This is a genomic window from Pseudarthrobacter sp. W1I19, from assembly GCF_030817835.1.
Lineage (GTDB): Bacteria > Actinomycetota > Actinomycetes > Actinomycetales > Micrococcaceae > Arthrobacter.
This window is the reverse complement of sequence record NZ_JAUSZR010000001.1, coordinates 4,469,525-4,495,539: the sequence shown is the minus strand read 5'-3', so window position 1 is coordinate 4,495,539 and position 26,015 is coordinate 4,469,525. Positions and strand designations below refer to the sequence as shown.

The 26,015-nt window shown below is 60.2% G+C and carries 24 protein-coding genes and 1 pseudogene; 10 read left to right on the top strand and 15 right to left on the bottom strand.

Features of this window, described 5'->3' with window-relative positions:
* Window positions 1-27: 27 nt before the first annotated feature.
* The 15 genes and pseudogenes from QF038_RS20835 to QF038_RS20765 all read right to left on the bottom strand — a co-directional run bounded on the left by QF038_RS20835 (window position 28) and on the right by QF038_RS20765 (window position 15,163).
* Window positions 28-735, bottom strand: a complete 708-nt coding sequence (locus QF038_RS20835) for a helicase associated domain-containing protein (protein WP_307612915.1) — start codon at window positions 733-735, stop codon at window positions 28-30.
* A gap of 604 nt (window positions 736-1,339) precedes the next feature.
* A pseudogene (locus QF038_RS20830) lies at window positions 1,340-1,483 on the bottom strand (helix-turn-helix domain-containing protein); the annotation flags it as partial.
* Between the two features lie 46 nt (window positions 1,484-1,529).
* A complete protein-coding gene (locus tag QF038_RS20825) occupies window positions 1,530-1,700 on the bottom strand; it encodes a hypothetical protein (protein ID WP_307612913.1) in 171 nt (56 codons plus the stop codon).
* Between the two features lie 182 nt (window positions 1,701-1,882).
* Window positions 1,883-2,320: a GNAT family N-acetyltransferase gene (locus QF038_RS20820; protein WP_307613550.1), complete on the bottom strand. Its 438-nt coding sequence runs from the start codon at window positions 2,318-2,320 to the stop codon at window positions 1,883-1,885.
* Window positions 2,321-2,340: 20 nt separating this feature from the next.
* On the bottom strand, window positions 2,341-3,333 hold the full coding sequence (locus tag QF038_RS20815; protein WP_307612911.1) for an NADPH:quinone reductase: 993 nt from the start codon (window positions 3,331-3,333) through the stop codon (window positions 2,341-2,343).
* The gene (locus tag QF038_RS20810) at window positions 3,330-3,827 is read right to left on the bottom strand and encodes a pyridoxamine 5'-phosphate oxidase family protein (RefSeq protein WP_307612907.1); all 498 of its coding nucleotides are present in this window, start codon (window positions 3,825-3,827) and stop codon (window positions 3,330-3,332) included. Before QF038_RS20810 ends, QF038_RS20815 begins: the two co-directional genes overlap by 4 nt.
* A gap of 339 nt (window positions 3,828-4,166) precedes the next feature.
* Window positions 4,167-4,622 (bottom strand): carboxymuconolactone decarboxylase family protein, encoded by a 456-nt coding sequence (locus tag QF038_RS20805; protein ID WP_307612909.1) that lies wholly within the window; start codon window positions 4,620-4,622, stop codon window positions 4,167-4,169.
* Window positions 4,623-4,773: 151 nt separating this feature from the next.
* Window positions 4,774-5,271 (bottom strand): pyridoxamine 5'-phosphate oxidase family protein, encoded by a 498-nt coding sequence (locus QF038_RS20800; protein ID WP_307612907.1) that lies wholly within the window; start codon window positions 5,269-5,271, stop codon window positions 4,774-4,776.
* Between the two features lie 4 nt (window positions 5,272-5,275).
* Window positions 5,276-6,697: an MFS transporter gene (locus QF038_RS20795; protein WP_307612904.1), complete on the bottom strand. Its 1,422-nt coding sequence runs from the start codon at window positions 6,695-6,697 to the stop codon at window positions 5,276-5,278.
* Between the two features lie 486 nt (window positions 6,698-7,183).
* Window positions 7,184-8,467 (bottom strand): dihydrolipoamide acetyltransferase family protein, encoded by a 1,284-nt coding sequence (locus QF038_RS20790; protein ID WP_307612902.1) that lies wholly within the window; start codon window positions 8,465-8,467, stop codon window positions 7,184-7,186.
* Between the two features lie 14 nt (window positions 8,468-8,481).
* Entirely contained in the window at window positions 8,482-9,474 is a 993-nt protein-coding gene (locus QF038_RS20785; RefSeq protein WP_307612900.1) for an alpha-ketoacid dehydrogenase subunit beta, read from the bottom strand.
* Window positions 9,471-10,634, bottom strand: coding sequence for a pyruvate dehydrogenase (acetyl-transferring) E1 component subunit alpha (gene pdhA / locus QF038_RS20780; RefSeq protein WP_307612897.1), 1,164 nt, complete (start codon window positions 10,632-10,634; stop codon window positions 9,471-9,473). The genes QF038_RS20785 and pdhA overlap by 4 nt, the downstream gene beginning before the upstream one ends.
* A gap of 189 nt (window positions 10,635-10,823) precedes the next feature.
* On the bottom strand, window positions 10,824-12,554 hold the full coding sequence (locus QF038_RS20775) for an L-aspartate oxidase (protein WP_307612895.1): 1,731 nt from the start codon (window positions 12,552-12,554) through the stop codon (window positions 10,824-10,826).
* 985 nt (window positions 12,555-13,539) lie between these two features.
* The gene (locus QF038_RS20770) at window positions 13,540-13,677 is read right to left on the bottom strand and encodes a hypothetical protein (RefSeq protein ID WP_307612893.1); all 138 of its coding nucleotides are present in this window, start codon (window positions 13,675-13,677) and stop codon (window positions 13,540-13,542) included.
* Between the two features lie 223 nt (window positions 13,678-13,900).
* The gene (locus QF038_RS20765; RefSeq protein ID WP_307612891.1) at window positions 13,901-15,163 is read right to left on the bottom strand and encodes an FAD-dependent oxidoreductase; all 1,263 of its coding nucleotides are present in this window, start codon (window positions 15,161-15,163) and stop codon (window positions 13,901-13,903) included.
* 85 nt (window positions 15,164-15,248) lie between these two features.
* On the opposite strand from QF038_RS20765, the gene QF038_RS20760 reads away from it, so the two are divergent.
* The 10 genes from QF038_RS20760 (at window position 15,249) to QF038_RS20715 (ending at window position 25,957) form a co-directional block, all read left to right on the top strand.
* The gene (locus tag QF038_RS20760; protein ID WP_307612889.1) at window positions 15,249-16,046 is read left to right on the top strand and encodes an IclR family transcriptional regulator; all 798 of its coding nucleotides are present in this window, start codon (window positions 15,249-15,251) and stop codon (window positions 16,044-16,046) included.
* A 98-nt stretch (window positions 16,047-16,144) separates the two neighbouring features.
* Entirely contained in the window at window positions 16,145-17,275 is a 1,131-nt protein-coding gene (locus QF038_RS20755) for a cupin domain-containing protein (RefSeq protein ID WP_307612887.1), read from the top strand.
* Window positions 17,275-18,114: a fumarylacetoacetate hydrolase family protein gene (locus QF038_RS20750; protein WP_307612884.1), complete on the top strand. Its 840-nt coding sequence runs from the start codon at window positions 17,275-17,277 to the stop codon at window positions 18,112-18,114. Before QF038_RS20755 ends, QF038_RS20750 begins: the two co-directional genes overlap by 1 nt.
* Window positions 18,114-18,872 carry a maleylpyruvate isomerase family mycothiol-dependent enzyme gene (locus tag QF038_RS20745; RefSeq protein ID WP_307612882.1) on the top strand — a complete coding sequence of 253 codons (759 nt, stop codon included), beginning with the start codon at window positions 18,114-18,116 and terminating at the stop codon, window positions 18,870-18,872. Before QF038_RS20750 ends, QF038_RS20745 begins: the two co-directional genes overlap by 1 nt.
* A 138-nt stretch (window positions 18,873-19,010) precedes the next feature.
* Window positions 19,011-19,262 carry a hypothetical protein gene (locus tag QF038_RS20740; protein ID WP_307612880.1) on the top strand — a complete coding sequence of 84 codons (252 nt, stop codon included), beginning with the start codon at window positions 19,011-19,013 and terminating at the stop codon, window positions 19,260-19,262.
* 32 nt (window positions 19,263-19,294) lie between these two features.
* The gene (locus QF038_RS20735) at window positions 19,295-19,540 is read left to right on the top strand and encodes a hypothetical protein (RefSeq protein ID WP_307612878.1); all 246 of its coding nucleotides are present in this window, start codon (window positions 19,295-19,297) and stop codon (window positions 19,538-19,540) included.
* A gap of 742 nt (window positions 19,541-20,282) precedes the next feature.
* Entirely contained in the window at window positions 20,283-20,753 is a 471-nt protein-coding gene (locus tag QF038_RS20730) for a carboxymuconolactone decarboxylase family protein (RefSeq protein ID WP_307612875.1), read from the top strand.
* A gap of 183 nt (window positions 20,754-20,936) precedes the next feature.
* Window positions 20,937-22,319 carry an NAD(P)/FAD-dependent oxidoreductase gene (locus QF038_RS20725; RefSeq protein WP_307612872.1) on the top strand — a complete coding sequence of 461 codons (1,383 nt, stop codon included), beginning with the start codon at window positions 20,937-20,939 and terminating at the stop codon, window positions 22,317-22,319.
* A gap of 24 nt (window positions 22,320-22,343) precedes the next feature.
* Complete coding sequence (locus QF038_RS20720) at window positions 22,344-23,384, top strand: NADP-dependent oxidoreductase (RefSeq protein WP_307612870.1); 1,041 nt, start codon at window positions 22,344-22,346, stop codon at window positions 23,382-23,384.
* Window positions 23,385-23,722: 338 nt separating this feature from the next.
* Window positions 23,723-25,957, top strand: coding sequence for a glycogen debranching N-terminal domain-containing protein (locus QF038_RS20715; RefSeq protein ID WP_307612868.1), 2,235 nt, complete (start codon window positions 23,723-23,725; stop codon window positions 25,955-25,957).
* The last annotated feature ends 58 nt before the right edge of the window (window positions 25,958-26,015 follow it).

Genomic DNA, 26,015 nt, shown 5'->3' with positions numbered 1-26,015 from the left:
CGACTCCCTGCTGGGGGGAGCCTCTGTCTAGGGGGCAGCCGCTGGCCTCCACCCCGGCAGCAGCTCATCCAACTTCGTCAGGCGTTCCGGGTAAAGTGTGCCCTTCTTCAGGGCGTACCGCTGAATTGATAGCCACTTGCCCAGCGCGTATTCCTCAGGTGAGGTGGTTGACCCCATGGTTGGAAGCCTGCCGTACGTCCGCACGTGTTCCAGGATTTGTTCCAACCGGCTCTTCCACCGTTCGGCGTGACCGGAGGGGCGCCGGCGCCAGCCCGGCAACACGTTGTTCAGCGTGGCCATGCGTTCCGCATGCTGGCGGTCCCGGCTGGCCGTCCTGGTTGCAGCTTGTCGGTACAGCCAATTAGCCAAGCTACGTTCGGCGTCGTCGGCAGACGTGCTCGACGGCCACCTACCATGATCGGTTTTGAATTGAACCACAAGGGCCAGCATCTGATCCCAGCTGGGATGTACCCGGTAGGGCGAGCTCCAGCCGGGCAGCTGCCTTTCCAACTTTTCGAACCTTTCCGGCAGGAGTAGCCCGTTCCGCAAGCTGGCCTTCTGATGCCTGAGCCAGAAAGTCAGCATTCGCTCGCCCGGGTCTTCGGCGTATTGGGAAGGAACCCTGTTGTGCTCCCTAACGAAGCGAACATAGTGATCGAGCTGTTCGTCCCAATCACGCCGAGGAACCACGTCCGGGCCTCGGCCTGAGCCCCTAGTGGATTCCAATTTCTCCACTCCCTGGTTCCTGCCTTCCCGAGGAAATCGTCAGGACTGGCTTCTCCTGACGAGTCCATCCTTTCGACTTCGCCCTATGTCGTCTAGACAACAGATTGCCCCATCGACCGAAAGAGAACGCTGGTGATGGCACCAGATCACTCGATCAGGTCGTCGTGATGCGGCACGCCCCCACCTGACAAAATGCCAGTTCCCCCGGGAGGGGGCGAAGGCCATCATTGGAGTACAGAGCGCTGCGATTTGAATCGGAGGCTGCCATGATCCAGGCCCTGCTATGCAAGCTGAACATCCGGCACGTGACCTCAGTTCCCGGGGCGGAAGCACCGTGACCACCGACTGCCGTTGCCCGCCCGGAGAGGAAACGGATTGGAGACTGTACGGGGGCCTCCGCCGCCGGACACGAAGACGTGGCGTGTGCCCGGGCAGATGTCGTCGTCCCGACTGATGCCACTTCTGCGTAGCGTCGGAATTAACGCTGCCCAACCACAGACCTGTAAGCGATTCCCGCGTCCACTCACGGCCAGACCGAACGCCGATAATTGATCTTTCGTCAAGCTACGGTCACGGGGTTACGGCACAAGGACGGCGTCGGCAGGGGAGTGCTTCAGCAAAGCTTGGCGTGGCGAAGGTACTGGTACACGGTCTCCCGGCTGATTCCGTAATCCCGGGCAAGGACGGCTTTCGGAATTCCGTTGCCGGCGCGCTGGACCATTTCGGCAGCCCGTTCCGGTGTGAGGGTCCTTTTCCGCCTAGAAGTAGCCATCGAGCTTTCCAGACCTGGCGGCGGTCCCTACTCAGTTCATCGCTTGGTAGGCCTCGATTGCCTTTTGGAGGTCGGCCAACTGGAGATGCGACATGGTCCACACCCTTCCGACTTGCGGATCTTTCCTGAAAGAGACCCTTACCTCGTCCACGGAGAATATCCTCCCGTTGTTGTCCTCCACGGTGAACCATGTATCACTCATCTGGTTGTTTTCCTCTGCATGGGTAGAACACCCGATACCACGCCCTATAAGACAAATTTGATAACGCTTGGCAATCACTAAGCAATGGTCTGCACGACCGCTGCGAGGAAAGCCCGCCGTTGAAGGCCGGCGAGCTTTCCTTGTCAGCAATAGTGTTCGTTGATTTCAGACCTCATGAGCACTCAAATCGCTTCGGTTTCAATATTCTTTGAAAAATGCAACGCAGCCCACTCCAGCTGATTTTTTCGATAGAAGCGCTGAGCCACGTGGTTGCCGATTCCTGTGTCGAGTTCGAGTCTGTCGCAGCCGGCGAGCTCAGCCCTCCGCTCGAGGTAGTGCATGATTTTGCCACCAATCCCCGCCTCCCGCATGTCCGCAGCCACAGCCAAATCCTCAAGAAAAAGGATCCTTCCGCGGCTGGTCGTCAATACACGATGGCCCGCCAATCCACAGCACCTGTTGTCTGCGTCGGTGGCGATAGTGAGGACGTATCCCTCGGTATGTGCCTCGCGCAGAAATGCTCTTGCCCTCTCCGGCGTAAGCTCCGGGCGGAGGGATCGAAGTAGAGGTGCTATCTCAAGCTCAACCCGGGGGTCGCTAGGGTGAATCTCCAGGAACACTAGTGCCCGGTCAGAGACCGTCAAGGGATTACTACGATCCGGCCGCCAGGCGCATGATTTTCCATCTTCCGATGCGCTTGAACGGTCTCGTTGAGTGGCAAAGTTACTCCGACGCGACTAGCCAGCCGCTTGCTTTGCAATAGGTGATTTATCATGGTTGCCGCGTCGGCCAGCTCGCTGGTCGACGCGTTACTGATGACGAATCCGTGGAGGCTCGCGTCTCGGGTATAGAGACCGCCGACAGGCAATACCGGCTTGGCCCCAAGGCCTGCCATCACGATAACGCGGGCGCCCTTACTAAGCAGTGGGAAGAGCAGGTCGAACTCATGATGACCGGAGTTGTCCCACCAGATGTCCACGCCTTGAGGTGCTGCGTCGGCGATCCGCTTCCATAGTTGCGGATCGCGATAGTCGATAACTTCGTCTGCTCCACAGCTCAGGCACCACTGGACGTCCCGGTCGGAAGCGGAGGCAATCACTCGCGCACCTGCAGCGGCGGCCATTTGGACCACAGCGCTACCTACTCCTCCCGCTGCTCCTGCGACAAAAATGGTTTCCCCTGGTTTGATTTTCGCCTCGCGAAACAACCCAATATGCGCGGTAGCTGCTGTGTGAAGTATTCCGACAGCGTCGAGTGGATTGACCGTTTCAGGGAGATTGTAGAGACGATCGGAGGCGACTACGGCGTATTCGGCGAACGATCCCTGACGACCGTCGTGCCCCAAGCTGTTGCACCAGACCGAGTCGCCGGGCTGGAACGTTGTTACACCTGGCCCAGTTGCAGCGACCGTCCCAACCAGATCACGTCCTACGATGAATGGAAACGGCGTGTGGGTCTTGTAGGCACCGGAACGAACGAACGTATCCACGTGGTTGACTGCCATCGCAATGTTCTTCACCAAAATGTCGGTGGGTCCAAGGTCGGGGATTGGGAGTATGCCGATCTCGATGGCTTCGGCGGGGCCTGGTTCACGAATGAAGGCCGCCCGCATCGTGGTGGGAAGATCGTTCATTGAATTTCTCCCACGGAGCCCTGCCCTGCGCGGGCATTATGTACTGCCTCATAACGGCTGAACCAAGTGTCGGAAAGTTCTTTTTCTTCAGCGCCGCCGAAGGTATATGCCGGCGAATCGATGGGCAACACCCTGTCAACGTGCACGAGCACGGCCTGGTGTGCAGGGTATCCGGGACCGTTGAGGTCGAGAAGCCATGAGTTCAACCATTCATAGGCGGCATGCCCGGGCTGCAGCAGTTCCGCCGTGCCCTTGAACCGGTATCCACGGCGCTTGAAAACGTCCACGGAGTTGATTTCGATGCTTGGGTTCGCCTTCAGGTTGGCGATCGTGTTGGGGGACGCGATGTCCATGAAGATCAGGTGCTCGTCGTCGTAGGCGCGTACGGAACCCTTCGGCGACAGGTTGGGTGTCCCATCAGGACAAGTAGTTGCTGCGTACGAGAGCATCGCGCTGGCGATGATGTCTCGCATGTCATCAGTGATCAGAGCCATTGTCTTACTTTCCCTTTTTTTCTGAATCATTCTTGTCGTGGGCGTATGGAACACCGACAAGGGAGCCAGCGAGTGCATCTCCGTCAACAGCCTTGACTTCTGCACCCGAGGCAAGGTCTACGTCCTTGGTCTCCGGTCCAATTGCCGCCCCGACGACTGCCTCAAAGATACGGCCGCAGACAATTCAAGTGCTAGGAGTTTCTGGATATCAGAATCCTTGGGTGGCTCCGGATCTCGTGAATGCGACGTTGGTTGAAACCGGTGCCGGAAACAGCAGCAGGAGGACCGGAAACCGGCCCTCCTGCTGTTTGCTTGGTCCTACCGGCCTGTCTGCTGCGGTTATTCTTTTGGCTTTACGGGGTAGGAACTGGTGATGGCGACTCGGTTCAGGGTGTTGACGCTGATCGTCATCCAGGTGATGGCGGACAGTTGCTGAGGCGTGAGTACTGCTGTAGCCTCCTCATAGAGGCTCTTGTTCGCGTGGGCGTTCGGGATGCCAGTGACGTACTCGCTGAGGCTGAGCGCGGCCTGTTCCTGTTCGTTGAAATACGAGGTCTCCCGCCAGGCAGAGAGTACCGCAAGGCGGTCGATGGATTCGCCGTATTTAATGGCATCTCCAGTGTGAAGACGCATGCAGTAGGTGCAGCCGTTGATCTGTGATGTCCTGATCTTTACCAGCTCGATCAGCAACGTCGACAGGCCTGCCTCTTGGGCGGCAGCCTCGGCCTGTTTCGACTGCATGATAGCCGTCTTGTATAACTCGCCATGTTCTTTACCTACGTTGGTGGAAGTCATGACAGACATTGGTTACTGTCCTGTTCTGTTGTGCAGGGAAGGTGAAGCGCAGCAGGCCGAAGGTCGGGGATTGGGAGTATGCCGATCTCGATGGCTTCGGCGGGGCCTGGTTCACGAATGAAGGCCGCCCGCATCGTGGTGGGAAGATCGTTCATTGAATTTCTCCCACGGAGCCCTGCCCTGCGCGGGCATTATGTACTGCCTCATAACGGCTGAACCAAGTGTCGGAAAGTTCTTTTTCTTCAGCGCCGCCGAAGGTATATGCCGGCGAATCGATGGGCAACACCCTGTCAACGTGCACGAGCACGGCCTGGTGTGCAGGGTATCCGGGACCGTTGAGGTCGAGAAGCCATGAGTTCAACCATTCATAGGCGGCATGCCCGGGCTGCAGCAGTTCCGCCGTGCCCTTGAACCGGTATCCACGGCGCTTGAAAACGTCCACGGAGTTGATTTCGATGCTTGGGTTCGCCTTCAGGTTGGCGATCGTGTTGGGGGACGCGATGTCCATGAAGATCAGGTGCTCGTCGTCGTAGGCGCGTACGGAACCCTTCGGCGACAGGTTGGGTGTCCCATCAGGACAAGTAGTTGCTGCGTACGAGAGCATCGCGCTGGCGATGATGTCTCGCATGTCATCAGTGATCAGAGCCATTGTCTTACTTTCCCTTTTTTTCTGAATCATTCTTGTCGTGGGCGTATGGAACACCGACAAGGGAGCCAGCGAGTGCATCTCCGTCAACAGCCTTGACTTCTGCACCCGAGGCAAGGTCTACGTCCTTGGTCTCCGGTCCAATTGCCGCCCCAACAAACAGCAGGATCCCGCCCAAAACCAGCAGCACAAGCGGCGTGTACTCAAAGGGCATGAAGCTGGTCAGTCCGGCTTGGTAGAAGGCGTAGAACGAGGGGATAACAACGGCCAGGGAGTAGCCCAGGCCGTAGCCGCTAGAGCGTACACCGGTGTGGAAGCGTTCAATGATGTACGTAGTGACTACTCCCCATGTCGTAACGACAACAAGGATCAAGGCAACGGTTACGAGCCCGACAGCCGGAAGGCCGGTCACTGTCTTCGATGCCACCAACCAGTACAGAACAGGGGCCACTGTCGCCGTCATAACACCTTGGATCATGAAGAACGGTCGCCTTCCTGCACGCTGACTAAATAGGCCAGCACCCAAATAGGTGAGAGCCAGAAGGGCGTACGCGATGATCATCACCATGGTGACTTCAGTATCCTTCAGCCCCGCGTATTGCTTTAGCACTCCTGGAAGTACTGCGCCGACCATGTTGAAGGACATGTAGTTTCCGGACATGAGGAGGAACACTTGAAGGAAGCCGCGGAGGTTGGACCCTCTGAACAGCTGCACGATGGGGGAGGGGCCAGTGCGGACTGTCTTTTCCCAAACGGCTGATTCTTTGACGTTTCGGGCGTACCACCATGCGAAGACCAGCGCCATGAGGCCACCAAGGACGAAGGGAAGCCGCCAACCCCACTGAACGTAGGGTGAGTGCAAACTGCCTGCGGGAATGATTTGGAGCAGACCAAAGGTGATGAGACCGGTAGCGCAGTAGGCCAAGGGAAATCCGGTCATGATGAACGAGCCAATCAGGCCGCGCTTATGGTGCGGGCTGGTCTCCAGCGCAAGCGGAGCTGACGCCGTGTACTGGCCCCCGAGAAAGACGCCATCTACGAAGCGCAGAGTGATCAGGAGAATAATCGCCCATACTCCAATTTGCTCATTGCCGGGTAGCGAGGCAATGAGCAGGGTCGTAAACCCGAACCCGATCAGGGAAATCAGGGTTGTCCGGCGTCGCCCCGTTCGGTCGCTGAGGTTACCGAAAATGAGTGCTCCCAGGGGCCGTCCGAGCATCGTCGCAACAAAGACAACAGCAGTCAGAATCCGGCTCGCGGAGTCGGAGATGCCTGTCGCCTGAAAATAGATGGCTGCCGGTGCCATAACGATGATCGGCAAGTAGACATCGAACATGTCCACGAACAGACCACCCTGCGCACCGAACATCGCCTTCCGTCCTTGCGGCGACATCTTCTTGTCCACGTCACCGGTAGTTAATGTAGTCATTGCCTTGTTGCTACTTTCCATGTGGGGGGCTTCCCAGGGAGGGCACATCCACGTGTCCGTCTGAGACTCGAATGAGAAAGATCTGGCCGACAGAAGTGTGATGTCGGCTACATCGAACCTACGACTTACCTGACTGCAGAGATAGAACTTTCTGCTCATCAGAAAGCATTCATGCCATGCAGATTTCGTTTCCGGGAGTGGCAAAAGGACAAGCTGAATCGGGGTAGCTGGACCCCGGAAATGCCCACATCGAAAAGGATTTGACCCCACAACCACGGCATAATCGGGCAGCACAAAATGAGCAGCCCCCGGAAACGATCCAGAGGCTGCTCATTCAAACGTATTCAGAGCTGCCGCCAATCAACGCCTGCGTCATCAGCAGTGGTATCTGCGCTGACGTCGTGGTGGTCAGCTGCAGAATTCCGGAATCTGCGACCGTCCGGCAAGACTGCGCCGCGCCACGGACCCCGCCAGAGCGGCGTATGGTCAAGCCACGATCTGCAGTGGGTTCTGAAGTAGTTCCGTGAGCGTAGCGAGGAACTGTGCGGCGAGGGCACCATCGATGATTCGATGGTCTGCAGTAAGTGTGTAGCGAAGCCGTTTGCGTGCGACGACACTATCGTCGACGAGGGTCAACTCGTCGCGTGCAGCGCCGACTGCGAGGATGGCGCCTTGAGGTGGGTTGATGATCGCGGTGAAGTGTTCGATGCCATACATGCCGAGATTGCTAATGGTGAACGTGCCATCGCTCATCTCCACGGCTGTAAGCTTCCTGTCGGTCGCTTTAGCGACGAGGTCACGGGCTGTCGTTGAGATTGCGCTGACAGCCGCCTTGTCTGCATCTCGGATAACGGGGACGACTAGACCTGCCGGTGAAGCAACGGCGATGCCGACGTGGACTCGCCCGTGGATGATTGTTTGTCCCCGCCCGTCGGCGGCGTACGAAGCGTTGAGTCCTGGGTGGACGCGAAGGGCAAGCGCGACCGCGCGGACAAGGAGGTCATTGACGCTGATCTTTACCCCGGTTTCAGCAGAGGCTTGGTTGATTTGTGCGCGCAGTGAGAGCAGCTCCACCACATCGGCGGAGGCGGTAGCCGTAAAAGCGGGGGTGGTGGTGCTGCTCTCGGTCAGTCGGGCAGCGAGAGCCTGACGGATCGCATCGAACGGCACCGGGTGCGGTTCGCGTGTATCCGTCGTATTCACCTGCACTGCTTCTTCAGATGGCATGACGGGAACGGGGTTCGTCCTCTCGGCCTGGAACGAGGTGTTGGGGGTGCCAGCGACGGCGTCCAGATCGGCGCGGACGATCCGGCCGCCGGGTCCAGTGCCTTCGACTATGGTCAAATCGATGCTGCGTTCCCGCGCGAGCCGACGGACCAGCGGCGTGGCTGCGGGACGTGTGGGTTGTTCGTCGGCTACGACTGCCGCCCGAGCAGGTGCCGCCATCTCCACATTGGGAGCCGCCGCCGTGACCTCCGCGTCTGGCACAAACGTCGGTGCGGACGCGGCGGATACGTTCACCGTTTTATCGCCGGCGCCGTTATCGAGGCGCGCTATCGGAGTGCCGATAGCGGCGTTCTCGCCCTCTTGGACGAGGATCTCGGCGAGGATTCCGGTGTCATAGGCCTCCTGCTCCATGAGTGCCTTGTCAGTTTCGATCTCGACGAGCAGATCACCCGGCGCGACAGAATCGCCGGGCTTCTTGTGCCAAGTAGCAATAGCGCCCTCGGTCATGGTGTCGGACAGGCGTGGCATGAGGATATCGATCATGGTATTTGCTCTTCTCAGCGACGCCGGGAAACGGCGTCAAGGGTTTCACGTATGGCGGTCTTGGCGTCGTTTGCCGAGGGCAGCGCGGCGGTTTCCAAGGACTTGGCGTAGGGCATCGGTACTTCAGCCATGGCTACGCGGCGGACGGGTGCGTCGAGCCAATCGAAGGCACCGTCACTGATGGTCGCTGCGATCTCGGCGCCGATTCCGTATGTGAGCCAGTCGTCTTCAAGCACGACGGCGCAGTTGGTCTTCTTGACGGAGGAAATAACCGTTTCGCGGTCCAGCGGTCGGAGACTACGCAGGTCAATGACTTCGACCTCGATCCCTTCGGGCGCGAGTTGTTCGGCGACTTGGAGGGCGACCACCGCCATCCGCGAGTACGCGACTACGGTGATGTCGCTGCCTTCGCGGGTAATGGCGGCCTTGCCGATCTCTGCAGGTTCAATGTCATCTGGCACTTCACCGGTGGTGTTGTAGAGGGCAAGGTTTTCCAGGACGAGCACGGGGTCATCGTCGCGGATCGCGGCCAGCATGAGGGCCTTCGCATCCCTTGGGCTTGAGGGTGCGACAACTTTCATCCCTGGTACAAACGCATAGTAGAGCTCAATGTTCTGCGAATGCGTGGCACCAAGCTGCTGCCCACCCCCACCTGGGGTGCGGATAACAAGGGGGACTCGAGCTTGCCCACCGAACATGCCGTAGATTTTCGCGGCGTGGTTAACGATCTGGTCCAGAGCCAGCAGCGAAAAGTTGATCGTCATGATCTCCACCACAGGCCGCAGACCCAACATCGCAGCGCCGATCGCGGCGCCGGTAAATCCCTCCTCCGCGATTGGCGTATCACGGACCCGTTTGGGGCCGAACTCAGCTAGGAGCCCCGCGGTGATCTTGTAGGAGCCTTCGAAAAGACCAATTTCCTCACCCATCAGAAACACGTTCTCATCGCGCAGAAGTTCGGAACGCAACGCGTCATGCAGGGCCTGCCGATAACTGATAACACTCATGCCGTCACCTCCATGAACCCATCCGTGTTCGGTCGGGGTGCCGCAGGGAACAGGGCATCCCCTGGCAAGCGGCGGGAGTCGTTTGCCACGGGGGTGGCGTAAGTGTAATCGAACAGTGTCGCCACGTCCGGGTGGGGGCTCGCCTCGGCAAACTCGACCGCAGCGGCGACAGCCTCCCTAGCCTGGGTGTCGATTCGTGCAATCAGGTCATCGGTCAGCAACCCCCGCTGCTGCAGGTGTACCGAGTATGCCGCGAGGGGATCTGCAGCCTTCAATGCCTCCGCCTCTTCGCGGCTGCGGTAGCGGGCAGGGTCGACTACCGAGTGCCCCTTCATTCTCCCTGACACAGTTTCCAGCAGGAATGGTTTGCCCTCCCGGGCGCTGGCCAGCGCCGCTTGGGCCGCCTCGTGCACGGCAACTGGATCGTTGCCGTCAACGCGGGTGGAAGCCATTCGATAAGCCGCGGCACGCTTGTGCAGCTCTGGTTCAGCAGAGGATTGTTCCACCGTGGTGCCCATACCAAGTCCGTTGTTGACGACCACATACACGATTGGCAAGTCCCACAGTGCGGCGATGTTCAGGGACTCATGAAATGCACCAATATTCGTCGTCCCATCGCCCATCAAACACACCACGGCCTCGGACCCGCCCCGGTAGTGGATCGCGAGTGCCGCTCCGGTCGCCAGCGGTACCTGGCCACCGACGATTCCGTACCCGCCCATGAAGCGGGAGTCGATGTCGAACATATGCATTGATCCACCCCACCCCTTCGACACACCCTCGGAGCGGCCAAACAACTCAGCCATAACCCGCTCTGGCGTAATGCCTCGCGCCAAGGCATACCCGTGCTCTCGGTAATTTGTAAACACGTAGTCCTCGGCCCGCATTGCGGCCATGAGGCCGGAAACCGTGGCCTCCTCCCCGAGGTTCAAGTGGCAGTAGCCACCGATCTTCGCCTCGGTGTATGCCCGGGCGGCACGCTCTTCAAAACGTCGTATCAACACCATTTGCCGATAGAAGCTGAGCAGCAGCTCATTCGGAGGACCAGGCAATAGCGGTCCGACTGACGATCGGCCAACCGATGATGGCGGCGCACTGCTGTCGGCAGTGACTTTTGCGGCCGGGCTCTTCGGAGCGCGAGCCTTGCTAGTGGTGGACATGTAGATTCTCCTTCTCACGTCGACGAACCACAGCTGCGGGAGGATCAAGCGACGGTTCGCAGGCGCGGGGCTGTTGCGGGGTCGCTTGAGCACCAACAGTTTGGGTGTCTAAGTTGCGCTTTCTCTAAGCACGGGGCGGGCGGGGCGCCGTCAAAAACATCAAGTTCACTTCAGCGATTCACCAAGCCCCTACTCGACGAGCTTCCCGTTGGTTGAAACGTCCTGAATGAGTTTGGCGATTTCATCAGGCACAGGGGGTATGTCTTCTCGGACGACACCTGTGGTGGGGGACCAGACGAGGTTGACCTGGAGCTTCGGGTCTAAGTCCGGATAGTCGCTACGGTTGTGGCAGCCTCGAGTTTCGCGCCGCTCCAGCGCAGACTCCAAAGTTGCTTGAGCCGCGATCAGGGAAGCCTTGAGGTCGAACGCATGGGCGAGGTCTTGGAAGCCGGCGATGTCGGGGTGGATTCCTATGTTCTCTACCCTTTGGCCAATATGTGTGATCTCGTCCAGGCCGGCCCTGAGGCCCTTCTCATCCCGGACTACGCCGGCATGCTTCGTCATGGTGTTGCGGATCGCCCGTTGGAGCACTCGAACGTTCTCTCGGCCGTCAGCGGTGAGCAGGGCGTCAACTTCGGCACGCGCTTCTGTTATCGCCGCTGAAGACCTCCGGTGATTGGTCAGTCCGGCAGAGTAGCGGGCCGCGGCCTGGCCCACGATCCGTCCGTAGACGAGGAGCTCGATGAGTGAGTTGCCGCCAAGCCGGTTCGCTCCGTGGAGTCCACTCGACGCTTCACCAATGGCGTACAGTCCGTCGACGTCCGTGCCGTGGTCCTCGGGACGCACCCAGACCCCACCCATGGAATAGTGAGCGGTTGGGGCAATCTCGATTGGGTCGCGTGTGATGTCGAGCATCTGCAACTCCAGCATCGTCTGATAAACCCGCGGAAGCCGTTGCATGATGGTTTCGCGGGGGAGATGCGATACGTCCAGCCAGACTCCGCCCTTTTCAGTTCCGCGGCCCTCCTGAATCTCGGTATATGCGGCGAGGGCGACGCGGTCGCGGGTGGACAGTTCCATTCGGTCAGGGTCGTAGCGTTCCATGAAGCGTTCACCAAGTGCGTTACGCAGTATGCCGCCCTCTCCGCGTGCGGCTTCGGATATCAGCGTGCCAGCCGCGTTTTCCGGCTCCAGAACCCCGGAGGGGTGGAATTGCACGAGTTCAGCGTCCCGCAGGCGTGCGCCGGCCTCGACGGCCAGACGGAACGAGTCGCCGGTGTTTTCGTCCCGACGGGAAGTTGTTTGCCGCCAAATGCGGTTGTGGCCGCCCGCGGCGAGAATGACCGCATCAGCATGGATGAGGTAGCGCGTACCATCGTTGATGTCGAAGCCGTACGCCCCGAACACCCGGTTGTCGTTAACCAGAAGACGGGTGATGTAGATGCCATCGAGGATGGGTACCTCTAGCTGTTCAGCTCGGGAGACGAGTGTACGTTGGATCTCCAGCCCGGTATAGTCTCCGGCGAACGCGGTGCGGCGCCAGGTGTGGGCTCCAAAGAAGCGTTGTGAGATGCGCCCATCCGCGGTTCGTGCGAATGACATCCCGTATCTTTCCAGATCTCGAATGCCTTCCTCCGCTCCGCTGGTGACGACCTCCACGGTGTGTGGATTGGCCAGAAAGTAGCTCTCTTTGATCGTGTCCGCGGCGTGCTGCTGCCAAGAGTCGAGAGGGTCCTCAGTTCCGAGGGCAGCGTTGATACCGCCAGCTGCTAATGATGTATGCGCATCCAGACGCGACCGCTTTCCAACAGCGATCACATCGACGCCGGCCTCGGCGAGTTCGATTGCCGCGCGGAGGCCAGAGCCACCCGTACCGATGACTAGGACGCCAGTCGCGAGACGACGTTCACTGCTGTTCATGATGGTTCTCCTTTTGGCGATAGCGGGGGCGCCTTATGTGAAATGACTAGGACAATATGTTGGGTTCCCGGTCAGATGCTCCGCCGAAGCGAGGTATAGCGTCGGCGTGAGCGCAGCCAGAAACTTGCGAGTAACACGAAGGGAACCTGGCCTCTTGATTGCCGGATACCGGGATTTGGGTATGCAACCTCCTACGGGCAGGTCGGATTGCTGCCCTCAGTAAGTGCAAGCATGCAGGGACATTGTGAGGTCCTGGAGTCCCGCCAGCCGAATCTCTCAAGAGGAGGGCTGACCAGTCGTGGTTGGGGTTAGCGCAGGAAGCCGCGCCGGAGCCGATCACCGGGCAGCCGACCTAGCGTCAGCGAAGGGTTTGTTTGCACCGGCGTTGTGGTGACGGTCATGGCTTCCGATCCGTTTGTTGGGTCTCGCAGCGCCTGTTCCGGCGATGCTTCAACTATGGCTCGGGCCCGGTAACAGAGGCCAGAATCTGGGACGAAATGCCACTCAACGTCTCACCCGATTCCGCCGATTTCTGGATGGAAACGAGCCCGTTCTACTAACAAGAATTATGTTGCCGCCCTTCCGGACGTCAGCGAGGTTAGTAGTAGGCAGTCACAAGCACTACATCCGTCTACGTGAAGTAGACACCTTCATATCTAACCGACTTGCACTTCTGAACTAAAGAGATGATTCGTGTGATGAATCGTAAACTCGCAGCCCACCGCCGCATTTCGCGTCTTCCAGCCCAAGGAGCGAACGCGTGTGCTGAGAAGGTTATAACGCCGACTGTCAGTAGAGCCATTGAAAAGCCGACCTCTTGATTGTCTATTCTGCTTACCGGAAAAGCGCAGCCATGCAGACTCGCTACCAGTCCCACGAATACACCTGTCGCCGTGGTGCGTGCGCCCCGCGGCCGGCTCAAGAGCCACAAGGCCGCAGCAGCATCAGAAAAGCTTTGGATCGGTGAAGCGCGGGTCAGGCTAAGTCATTCTTCGTACCACCCGACCCACGCCGCCGAAGTGAGGCGGATGTCCACGGCGGCTAGCTCATTTTCCCAGGCCGCGAAGTCCCGGCTGACTGGATCCGCCAAAAAGCTCATAAGCTTCTTCAACACTGTATTCATGCGTGTTTCCCTTTCAGCAATGGAGGTCAGACGGAGAGCGGCCTCAGCTTCGGAGAACTGCTCTTGCAGCTGGGCTGCTTCGGCGACGACTCTTATCACGTGTCGTCTTGCAGTTGATTCTCCATATCGATGGCTTTCTGCTGGCTGCGAGCTGGATTGACACCAGGAAGTGGATGGAAGTCTCCACGACTAGACAAGGCGTACGTCGGAACCCGCCGTCTTGTTAGTCGGGTGCTCCGCTTTCGAGCATCGGTACGGCTGCCCGACGCGCGTCCGCCGGGACACCGGGTTCGCCTTTGCCGTACAACCAATCGTTGTACTCAAAATTTCCGTCACCACGACTCTTGAACAACATGTTCCTTAGAATCCTGGCGACCCCGGACACGTGCCACGACTCCCCCCAAATCCGGGCAGTCCGCTGAACCCTTGCCGTTCGACCGGCCCTGGTGTCATTAAATTCTTTGAACGCCGCGGGCCAAGCCCCTGAATCGACACCTTCCGGAGTAAAGACGTGCTCTAGAGTGACGTCCTGAAGAACAGCGGCATCTTCCAGCGCCTGACAAGCACCTTGTGCCAGGTACTGAAGCATGGGATGAGCTGAATCACCGATTAGTGTCATTCGCCCTGTGACCCAGTTTTCAATAGGATCGCGGTCATACATCGGCCAGCGCATAGCCGTCGAGAGGTTTTTCAAAGCGTTCTGCACAGCCGGGACACAATCCCGATAAGCGTCCTCGAGTTCATCAACACCGCCGTATTGCTCTTCACCGCGTTCGAATGAGGGCGACTTGAACACCGCGACGGTGTTCAGGAGCTTTCCCTTGCGTAGTGGGTATTGGACCAGATGGCAATTTGGCCCCAAGTATACGATCACGTCCTCTAGATCCGTCGCCGGGGTTTCCGCCGTGATGGGCACCGTACCCCGGTAGGCGACGTAAGCCGACGGCACAGGCGAATCGGTGGAGATCGTGCTGCGAAGGGTGGATTTCAGCCCGTCTGCGGCCAGGATTGCGTCGGCTTCGAAGACCTCGCCGGCGGATGTATAGGCACGAGCCTTGTTTCCTTCGGTCTCCACCCTTTGGACGCGGACGTCATTAACCAAAGTGACCCCCGCTTCTTGACATGCCTCCAACAGAATTCGGTGGAGGTCACTGCGATGTATTACAACATAGGGCGCACCGTACCGCTGCTCAAACTCACCGCCCAGACTCTGGCGCGTGAGTTCTTCCCCGCTGACAGCGTCACGGAACACGAGATGTTTCGGCTGTACGCCTATTTCCAAGGCTTTTTCCAAAAGACCCCAGCGCTTGAGTGCGCGGGAAGCGTTAGGTGCCATTTGAAGCCCGGCACCGATCTCGCCGAACTCTGGCGCAACCTCAACGAGCGTTACGGCCGCACCGTTTTCCCTGAGAACCAACGCGCCGGCCAAGCCGGCCATGCCCCCGCCGACCACCAGAACGTCAGTTGAAGATGGGTAATCAGACATGCAGACTCCTAAAAAAGTAGATCAGTTGTGTTCGTTAAGACCAAACTTCCCTGACACTTCCATCTAGTAGCAATACAATTCTGATATGCAGAACCCTCCCTTGCAGAAGAAGCCCATGTATCCCATAGAGGCCGTGGACAATGCGTTGCGCCTGTTGCAGCTGCTTCGGGATGGCGGCAGTTTGCGGCTCAAGGATGCCGCCAAGGAGCTCGGTGTGGCGCCTTCCACCGCCCACCGCTTGCTGGCCATGCTGGTCTATCGGGGGTTCGCTGTTCAGGACGAATCACGCAGTTACGTCCCCGGAGTAGCCATCGGGGTTGGGCCCGCGGGGTTGGGTTGGACCAGGCTGCTCCGAACGGTTGCCCAGCCGCACATGGAGATTCTCGCAGGACGTGTCAATGAAACCGTCAACCTGATGGTTCGAGTCGGCACTAAGGTGAGGTTCTTGGCCACCGTGGAAGGAAAAAATGCGTTGCGGGTCGGCGACCGACAGGGCAGCGTTATGCCAGCCAACAAGGCGTCGGGGGGTAAGGCAATGCTGGCCGAGCTCGACCCCGAAATGGTCAGGAAACTCTTCAGCACCAGCAGCGCTGAAATCGGGGGTGACCACATCCTGGATTCGGAATACCCTGCATTCCTCCACGAGCTGGAAACGATTCGGAGGAATGGCTTCGCCGCGAACTTCGAAGGCACAGAAGACGGAATAGGCGCCTTGGGAATGGCTCTTCACAATGCCAGTGGGGATGTCGTAGGGGCGTTCAGTGTCGCCACTCCCGTCGCGCGTATCCGACCATTGTTCGACGCTGGCCTGGTGCACATCATGGACGAGACCCGCCGTCAGCTTGAGATTGACATCGCAGCCAACCCGTCCGATGCTACTTAGAACCAGAATTTCTACAGGCCAGAAAAGACTGTGAAAAACCTGATGGGCTGCCTAGCCTTTGACAAGCCGATCTAGCTTGTTCATACCAGGAGGCCCACGTGTCCATCAGCGCCGAGAATGCGACCCACGAATCAGTCGCCGCCAGCCACGTCATGCCGGAGCCCACTCCGGAGGAGGCTGCGCAGCTGGAGCAGTTGTATAAGGATTTCGGGAAGGAGAACCTGGTTCCGTTGTGGACGGAGATCGGTGATTTGATGCCGATGGTTCCGAGCCCGAAGGCTGTGCCGCATGTGTGGCGGTGGAGTGATCTGTATCCGTTGGCGGCCCGGGCCGGGGACTTGGTTCCGGTGGGCCGCGGCGGGGAACGCCGGGCGATTGCGTTGGCGAACCCCGGCCTGGCCGGCACCCCATACGCCACCCCGACGTTGTGGGCGGCGATCCAGTACCTGGGCGGCCGGGAAACAGCACCGGAACACCGGCATTCGCAGAACGCGTTCCGGTTCGTGGTGGAGGGCGAGGGCGTGTGGACCGTGGTGAACGGGGACCCGGTGCGGATGTCCCGCGGGGATTTCCTGCTCACCCCGGGGTGGAACTTCCACGGGCACCACAACGACACCGATCAGCCGATGGCCTGGATCGACGGCCTGGACATTCCGTTTGTGCACTACGTCGACGCCGCGTTCTTCGAGTTCGGCACCGAGCGCGTCACCGACGAAGCGACCCCGGACATCTCCCGCTCCGAGCGGCTCTGGGCGCACCCCGGCCTGCGCCCGCTCTCGGGCCTGGATGACACCGCCAGTTCCCCGATCGCTGCCTACCGGTGGAATCACACGGACGCCGCGCTGCGTGAGCAGTTGCTCCTGGAGGACGAGGGGCACCCCGCCACCGTCTCGCAGGGCCACGCCGCCGTCCGGTTCACCAACCCCACCACCGGCGGGGACGTGATGCCCACCATCCGGGCCGAGTTCCACCGCCTCCGCGCCGGCGCCGCCACGGACACCGTCCACGAGGTGGGCTCCAGCGTCTGGCAGGTCTTCGAAGGCACCGGCTCTGTGGTCCTGAACGGCGAAACCAGGCAGCTGGCCAAGGGCGACCTGTTCGTGGTCCCGTCCTGGGCCGCCTGGTCACTCCACGCCGAGACGGAATTCGATCTTTTCCGCTTCAGCGACGCCCCCATTTTCGAGCGCCTGAACTTCAACCGCACCTACATCGAAGGACGCACCAAGTAATGAAACTCCTCACCCTCCGAACTTCCGACGGCGCCGGAACCAAGGGCACCGTGGCGGTGCGCCAGGACGGCGACACCCTCACCGAGATCCCCGGCTTCGCCGACGTCGGCGCCCTGCTGCAGGACCCCGCTTGGGAAGCCACGGCGAAGGCGGCCAACGGCGCAACGCACGCCCTCGACGGCGCGGACCTTGCCGCCGTCGTACCCGCCCCCGGCAAAATCATCTGCGTGGGGCACAACTACCGCAACCACATCAAGGAAATGGGCCGGGAAGTCCCCGAGTACCCCACCCTGTTCGCCAAGTACGCCGAATCCCTGATCGGCCCCAACGACGACCTGGCCCTTCCCCAGGAATCCGACACTGTGGACTGGGAAGCCGAACTCGCCGTCATCATCGGCAAACAGGGCCGCCGCATCGCTGAAGCAGACGCTGCGGACCACATCGCCGGCTACGCCGTCCTCAACGACGTGTCCATGCGGGACTACCAGTTCCGCACCATCCAGTGGCTGCAGGGCAAAACCTGGGAAAAGTCCACCCCCTTCGGCCCCGCCCTGGTCACCAAAGACGAATTCACTGCGGGTCCGCTCATGACTTCGGCCGTGGACGGGGACCTCCAGCAGTCCACCCCTACCTCGGACCTGGTCTTCACCCCGGAATTCCTCGTCTCCTACATCTCCACCATCATCACCCTGAACCCGGGCGACGTGATCGCCACCGGCACCCCCGGCGGTGTGGGCCACGCGCAGGACCCCAAACGGTACCTGCAGGAAGGCCAGATCCTGGTCACCACCATCGAGGGCCTGGGCCAGCTGAAGAACCGCGTCATCAAGGAAGCCTGATGGTTGCCCGCCACGACCAGACCACCGACCCGCGCCTGCAGGAACAACTCCTGCAGGCGCGCCGGGGCACCGCGTTCTTCGCCCGCAAGCTCAACGAGCTCACCGACGCAGAACTCGACGACGACTCGCTGCTGCCCGGCTGGACCCGCCGGCACGTTGTGGCCCACGTGGGCTACAACGCCCGCGCCATCGCCCGGCTGATCGAATGGGCGGCCACCGGAGTTGAGACCCCGATGTACCCTTCCGTTGAGGTGCGCAACCATGAGATCGGTTTTGGTGCCACGCTCAGCCCCATCGCCCTACGGAACCTCTTCGACCATTCCGCCGTGCACCTGAACGTCGAATGGCGCGACCTGGCCGCGGACTCCTGGCACCACAAGGTTAAGACCGTCCAGGGCAGGACCGTCCCGGCGGAGGAGACCGTCTGGATGCGCACCCGCGAGGTCTGGGTGCATGCGGTGGACCTGAACAACGGCGCCACGTTCAAGGACATCCCCGCACCCGTCCTGGAACGCCTCCTCACCGACATCACGAGCGCTTGGCACGCCCGCGGAACGGACAAGGGCCTGGTGGTCGAGATCACCGGCGGGACTTCGCCGCTGACATTCGGCGACAGCGCGGGCATGTCACCCACGGTGGTGTCAGGTTCGCTGCCTGCCATTGCTCAGTGGGCGACCGGGCGGGGGACGGACGGAACCACTGCACGGCACGACGGCGGACCGGCCACCCCGACGCCCCCGGCACCGGCCTGGATCTGACGGGCTGCCGCCTACTTGGGAGGCCTTGAGGTTGGGAATGCCCTCTGACCCGCCCTTTCGTCTCCGCCCCAGCAAGTTAGGCGTTCCCGAAGTAGTCCGCAAACTGGCCGGTGTATTGCTGATGCACAGGTCGGCCACTTGCTGCGCCCCTTTGTCATCGAAGTAGAACTCAAAATTCCCGCCAACCTCGTTATATCCCCATGCGTTACCTTCACCTTCCGTGCACAACTGAACAGGACACTTGACCCACTGTCTGTCATATCCATCAACGTAGGTAAAGAAAATGCGGAGTTGTACAAGACGGCTATCATGCAGTCGAAACTGGCCGAGGCTGCCGCCGAGGAGGCTGGGATCACCGCAGCCAGCAGCGGCTCACTGACAAAGCCGTGACAGTCTAAAAGCAAAGGAAAGCAGCCACGCTGATGGACCGAATCTCAAGAATCCAGGTGCAAGCCCTGCCCCTGCTCACACCTGGAGATCAGGTGGAGGCCTTCAGCGGAGCGGGCGTCGTCTGGCAAGGAACCGTGGAAACAGTTGCGCGCGACCTTGGCATATTTTGGATACGCACCTTGGCAGGTGACCGTAAGTTAATCGACGTTCAGGCTTCTACGGTGTATAGGCTTGTTTATGCCGGTGGCCCCTACGGGCTTCCTTTCAGAAAAATTTAGCTGTTGGTGCTTCGAGCCACCAAGCAGCAGTGCGGGTATCCGGTCTTCAGGAGAATTGCGGGTGAACGCTCCGCGGTTTGGGCCCGGTGTCCACGTGGCGCCGCGTTGTAGTGCAGACCCGGCGCATCCCTTGATTGCTTCCACAAAGCTGAGGTGCGTACGCGCATATTGAAGGCAGCCAGCGTCCTGGTCGACCATGTATTTGCACTCACACCTGGCTGCCTTGACCTATTGCCTGAAGGTTGGTGGGGCGGCGTCGACAGCCGCCAACTTGTTGGCTGAGGCAATCCGCAGCGAAAATTCGCGGTCAAGTTTTCGGCAGATACTGCTGCGGGAGCGCCGGCGGGTTCCTCACGATCCTGCGACTGGGGCAGCGTCGAGGACAGATCCGCGACAATGTCGACATTGTGATGGTCATCGATCCGGTTTATGGCTCGATCCACCACCGATTAGTTGCTACCGGAGAGGACATCGACGGGCGGTTGCGGGCGACACCTGAACCGTTTCGCGATCGACGGAACGGCCTCTCCGTCCTACCTCGAGAACTATGCGCCCGAGCTTAAGACGGGCACTTCCGGCGCCTGGGCGCCCTCGGTTGCTTTGGTGGGCTCCGCCTCGAGTTGCAGTGGAACGATCGGGACCGTTTCGTTTCATTCCTTGTCCCGGTTATGGCCCGTGGCGGGATGCTGGAACCAGCGCAGGAACAAGCGCTGAAATACCACCCACCGGAGGATCGAAAAGCATGGCGACGAAGGAAAAGACTAAGCGGACGAATGTCGGAAGCAGGCACCCGGAGCTTTATCGGGCCCTGATGCCAGTGGCGAAGCTGGCGGACGCGACGGCTCTCGAGGAGGGCTTGTCTCCACTGCTCCTCGAGCTCGTCAAGCTTCGTGCCTCACAGATCAATGGGTGCGCTTTCTGCCTGCGCCTTCACTCGAAGGATGCTTTAGAGAAGGGTGAGAGCGCTGAGCGCCTGAACGTACTCTCGGCGTGGCGGGAGAGCAACTACTTCGACGAGCAGGAACGCTCCGCCCTCGCATTGGCCGAGTACATCACTCTAATCTACGAATCCCACAGGAATAAAGGCCTTTACGAGTCCGCGGTCGCGCACCTGACGTCCGGGCAGGTGTCCGCAGTGACGTGGGTGGTAATGGTCATCAACACCTACAACCGCATTGCGATCAGCAGCGCGTACGCAGTGGCCCCTGACTGAACCCCGGCAGGCATAGGTTGCTCAACACCGGAACGGGTTCACCAATGCAGTCTCTTAGGCTCCACCCGGCAAAGCCGGAAGGGCCGTCCCTCGCCGTCGTTGGGGTGGCTCGTCCACCCTTGACATCGGCCGCAGGCATCCCAAACCAGCAGCAGTACCAGAGAACTTTGGAGGCGCATTAAGATGCGCAAGATCCTCATCATCGGCGGCGGCTACGCAGGCTTTTACACCGCTTGGCGGCTGGAAAAATACCTGCGTCCTGACGAGGCGCAGGTCACCATGGTGGACCCCGTGCCGTATATGACGTATCAGCCGTTCCTCCCCGAAGTGCTGGCAGGATCGATCGAGGCTCGCCATAGTGTCATTGTCCATCGCAGGCACTTGAGGAAGACCCGGCTCATCACAGCCAAGGTCACCTACTTGAACCACGCTACGAAGACCGCCACCCTGAATTTCCCTGACGGGCATCAAAGCCAGGAAACCTATGACGTCGTCGTGGTCACCAGCGGGGCAGTGACCCGTTCATTCCCCGTTCCCGGTATCACGGATCGGGCCATCGGGGTGAAGAACATCGAGGAGGCCGTCTTCATCCGCGACACGCTGCTGCGCAACATCGACACCGCGGCCGCCCTGCCCCCAGGGCCTGCCCGCGAGAAACTGCTGACGGTTGTAATCGTGGGCGGCGGATACGCCGGCATTGAAACCTTAGGCGAGTTGCGGGCGCTTGCCACCGCGACACTTAGCGATTACCCCGAACTGTCCCTCCCGGAGACCCACTTCCATCTGATCCAAGCGACTAACCGGATCTTGCCGGAAGTGTCTGAGAGAACCAGTCAGTGGGTCCTCCGGCAATTCGCCGCACGCCGCGCCCAGATTCACCTGAACTCCCAGCTAACATCCGCCGCAGATGGCCTCATCAGCCTTTCGACCGGCGAGACGCTTGAGGCAGGATTGCTCATCTGGACAGCGGGTGTCATCGCGAACCCCGCGATCACCAGGAACACCGACCTGCCCATCGACGAGCGGGGCCGCGTCAAAGCTCGCTCCGATCTGCGGGTGGGCACCCCCGACGCCCCGGTCCGCGATGCATGGGTTGCAGGGGACATTGCGGCCATTCCCGACCTTTCCGGCGGTGGGGTCGGAGGATTTACCGTCCCAAACGCCCAGCATGCGATCAGGCAGGCCAAGCTGCTTGCCCGCAATATCCGGGATACCCTGCGTGGCGGTGAAGCCCGGGAATACTTCCACCACAACCTGGGCGCCGTGGCCACCTTGGGCCTGGGCACCGGCGTGTTCCAGTCCGGGCCAGTAGTCATCAAGGGATACCCCGCCTGGGTCATCCACCGTGGTTACCATGTGCTGGCCATCCCTACCTGGGAACGGAAGTGGCGGGTTCTGTGGGGCTGGTGGAACAACTTTTGGCTAGGCCGCGACACAGCCGGACTACGGGGCCTGGAAACACCACGGGCAACCTTCAAGGAGGCCACCTTCTACAGCCAGCCCACGCTATCACCAGAGACAACTGGTATTGCACCGCCCATCCCGAGCGGGCACCAGCCCGCGTAACAACCAAGCACGAGGATTAGGACCATGGCCTCCAACCCCAGCAAACCCTCAAACACCTACCCCATCAATCCCGGAAGTGCTGCCGGTACCGGCATCATCTCGAGGAGTGCCATCCCTGCGGGCAGGACAACCATGAAAGCTCTCCGGATTTACGCCCCCGGGAGCAGCAATGACCTTGTTTACGAAGACGCGTCTTTACCAGTGCTTGGCCCGACGGACGTTCTCATCGAAGTCCACGCCACGGCGATCACGTTCCACGAGTTCCAGTGGCCGGAAACATACGTCAATGCTGAAGGGAAGGACAGGACACCATCTATTCCCGCACACGAGTTTTCCGGCGTTGTCGCAGCAATCGGGTCCGAGGTCACGCGATTCGTGCTTGGAGACGAGGTTTTCGGCATTCCCGGGTTCGACAGGGACGGGGCCGCCGCAGAATACGTCGCGGCAGAGGAGACAAGCATCGCGCACCGCCCTCTGTCGCTGACTCATCACGAAGCGGCAACCGTCCCCCTCGCCGCGTTGACCGCACTGCAGGCGCTGACCACGCAGGCACGCACCCTGCCGGGGGAACACGTGCTGGTCCTGGGCGCTAGCGGAGGCGTCGGCTCCTACGCGGTACAAGTAGCAAAGAGCCTTCAGGCAATCGTTACCGGAGTCATACGCTCCGTCCACCACGGTTTCGCTGAGAGTCTTGGTGCCCACCGAATCGTTCAAACAGGCACTGGAAAGCTACAAGCCGCCCTGCAAGAAGCGGACGTCGTCATCGATACTGTCGGCGGAACCGCGCTCCAAGAAGCCGCGACGATGATGCATGACGGGGCCCGGCTGATCACATTAGGCGCACCCGTCGAAAAAGCGCTGACCAAGGGCCGCAACATCCAAGCCCTCTTCTTCATCGTCACACCCGACGGCCGGCAACTGAGCACCATCGCGGACATGATCGACGCCAACCAGCTGCGCCCCACAGTCGCAGCGGTCTATCCCCTGGCCGAAGGCCGCCGCGCCTACAGCGAGGGTCCGCGACTTGGCCGGCCCGGCAGGGTAGTCCTGACCATCAAGGATTAACCCACGACTGGCGACCGATAACCGGCTGTGGGTCCATCAAGAACGCATTCAGGTTGGGGTGTAGTTCAACCGGGGCGATTTCCACAGCCACTGAGCAAGACCCGACTCTATTGAAAGAAGCGCAACGGATGTACGTGAACGGCTAGACAGAGTGCCATTCAGCTTCTGGGAATTGCCGGCTGATGAAACCCGGTCTTCCGTCGGGCGCATAGTGCCGGGAAATAGACTTCTCTTGCCATGGCCTTGGGCACGCCGGATAGTACGTAGTACTGATCGGGGACATCGGTAGTCGGGCCCCTCCCCGCCGCGGCCCCGTTCCCCGGATGGGAGGTACAGGCATGTCAGGGTGGAATGCAGCCAATGCCGCCGGCCGCATGGCGCCAGGTGCGGTTACTTTGCTTGAGGGGGCATCCTTCTGCATCTCGTCTGCGAACGGTGACATAGATCCCGGAAGCCCGCAAGGAGCGTTCTTCAATGACACCCGGTTCATTGGCGAGTGGAATCTGACCGTCAATGGCAGCCCGATCGAAGCGCTGTCCGCCGTGACTCCTGATCCATACCGGGCACGCTTCATCGGCCGGGTTCCGGCAACCGCCAATGCCGAGAGCACCCTGCTTGTAGAGCGGGAACGGTCCCTGGAGCACGGCCTGACTGAGCGGGTTATCGTGCGGAACCACTCTCGGGTGGAAGCGGCGTGTCGCCTGGTCTTGGTTGTCGATACGGACTTCGCCGATCTGTTTGAAGTCAAGGAAGGACGGGTATCCCGCAGTTGGACGCAGTCCCGGCGGAGCGAGGGAGACAATCTGATCCTTGAGTCCAAGTGGAATGGCCGCAGCCAGGGTCTCGTCGTCACTTGCAAGGACGCGCAGGTCCAGGGACGAGGCCTGGCGGCTGATCTCGTCGTCCCAGCGCATGGTGAGCGCGCCTGGACGATCAGCGCCACCCCCCATTCGGGAATGGCAGCTACAGCCAACTCAGCGAGTGAAGGGACGAAGCATGGACAAACGCTAAATCTCGTCACAGACGCGGAACCTTCCGCCTCTATTCGTCGCATCACCGAGTGGCGGACTGCTATGCCCGTCGCCGACCTGGGCGATGACGCTGTTGAAAGAGTCATCCGGCGCAGTCAGGAAGACCTAGGTTCCCTTCGAATCTTCGACTCCGCTCACCCTGACAGGGTCGTAGTAGCTGCCGGTGCCCCTTGGTTCATGGCCCTGTTTGGAAGGGACAGTCTCTTTGCCTCTTACATGTCCCTCTTGCTGGATCCATCGTTGGCACTAGGCACCCTACGAACCCTGGCTGAATACCAGGGCAGGGCCGTCAACCCGCTCACGGAGGAAGAGCCGGGGCGGATACTCCACGAAGTCCGGCTCGGCGTCAGTACCGCCGAAGACCTGGCCGGCAGCGGTATCTATTACGGCACTGCGGACGCCACCCCACTCTTCGTCGCAGGGTTGGGAGAACTCAATCGGTGGGGACTTGAAGCGGAGGCGGTTCAGGAACTCCTGCCTGCCGCCGACAAAGCGCTTGAATGGATGGAGAACTATGGAGACCGTGACGGCGATGGATTCATTGAATATAAACGCCACACCGAGCAGGGATTGCGTAACCAGGGCTGGAAAGACTCATGGGACGGGATAAATTTCGCGGACGGGTCTCTCGCCGAACCTCCGATAGCTCTGTGTGAAGTCCAGGCGTACAGCTACAGCGCGTACCTGGGTCGCGCGCTGATCGCACTGACCAATGGAGATACAGCTATGGCTGAACGATGTTCCGCCAAAGCTCATGCGCTGAAACGGGCGTTCAATGACCGCTTCTGGCTTCCGGACCGCGGTTACTTTGCAGTCGCCCTGGACGGTGACAAGCGACCCGTCGACTCTCTCGCATCGAATATGGGTCACTGCCTTTGGACGGGAATAATCGACGAGGACAAGGCTGCCTCCGTGGTGGAACACCTTATGTCCCCCGAGATGTTCACCGGCTGGGGAATCCGCACTCTCGCCAGCTCGATGGGGGCATACAACCCCGCCAGCTATCACAACGGCTCGGTATGGCCTCATGATACGACGCTGGCCGCGGCCGGCATGATGAGATACGGCTTCGTTGAGCAAGCACAGAAGGTGGCTTACGCCCTCTTGGAGGCGGCGGATTATTTCGGAGGACGGCTGCCGGAATTGTTCTGCGGACTGGACCGACGCAGCTATCCAGTACCCGTGCCCTATCCCGCATCATGTTCCCCACAGGCTTGGGCATCGGCCGCTCCGGTCCACCTCATCAGGCTGCTGCTGCGTTTTGACCCCATCCTCATCTGGAATGAACTGTGGCTCGCCCCAGCGCTGCCTCCCGGAACGCATTTTCGCCTAGACAACGTCCCCTTCGCCGGTCAAGCGCGGATCTCCCTAGACGTCGACATGCGTAATGATTCGGTCCAGGTCCACGGACTCCCGAAACATGTGGGGCTGCGGCTCGGTGGGCGGCCACCCCTTTCCGAACTATTTGACATCACAGGCTCGAGGCGGAGCCATACGGCGAGCAGAGGGAAGACACCGGAACCCGGACTCGATGGCCAATAACCCGCTGCTCTGGCAGCAACCTCTAAGTTGTTTGTACCCGCATGGCAAGGAGATCCTT